This is a genomic window from Gleimia coleocanis DSM 15436, from assembly GCF_000159015.1.
Lineage (GTDB): Bacteria > Actinomycetota > Actinomycetes > Actinomycetales > Actinomycetaceae > Gleimia > Gleimia coleocanis.
The window spans coordinates 1-684 of the sequence record NZ_DS999550.1; the positions used below are offsets into that span (position 1 = coordinate 1).

Here is a 684-nt window from a genome sequence, read left to right on the forward strand (position 1 = left end):
TGAACCGGAACAACTACAGGAGTGTAAGTAGTTTTAACAGTAGTGCCGTTAGCATCCGCTACCTGAACTTCCACCGCTGGTGCAGTACCACTAAAGTCCTTAGCAGGAACAAAAGTAATCACACCATTTTCCAAAGTGTAAGTACCAACTACCTTACCGGCCTTAGAAACTTCCAAAGTCTTAACTGACTGACCAGCTTCATTAAGCAAAGTCAAAGAATCAAGATTCAAAGGAACAGTCTTTTCCTTACCGTTCACAGTTGCCTTACCTGCCGCAAACAAAGAGCTTGCATCCACAGTTTGAGTAGCACCCTGAATATCAGTAGTAGTCTTAGGCTCAGCAGTAGGAACTACAGGAACAACCTTAGGAGTATAAGTACCCTCAACCTTACCACCATTAGAAGCAGTAGCAATCACAGTTGCTGGCACAGGTGGAACCTTACCCGTGTATTCCTTCTTAGGCACAAAAGTTACTTCACCAGTCGCAGGAACAACCGTGTAAGTACCAATCTCATTACCCTCAGTATCCTTCGCAGGAATAGTAGTAGCAGGATTACCGTCCTCACCCTTCAACTTAAAATCAGGCGTGATCTTAACCGTAGGATCAGAAGAAGCAAAGGTAGGAGTACCCTTCTGAGTTACACCCTGAATATCCTCAGAAACAGCTGGCTGAGAAGACAGCATT

At 44.6% G+C, this 684-nt stretch carries 1 protein-coding gene; it reads right to left on the reverse strand.

Going from position 1 to position 684, the window contains the following annotated elements:
* Positions 1 to 684, reverse strand: a 684-nt coding sequence (locus HMPREF0044_RS07625) for a hypothetical protein (protein WP_006547559.1), incomplete at both ends; no start/stop codon positions are given.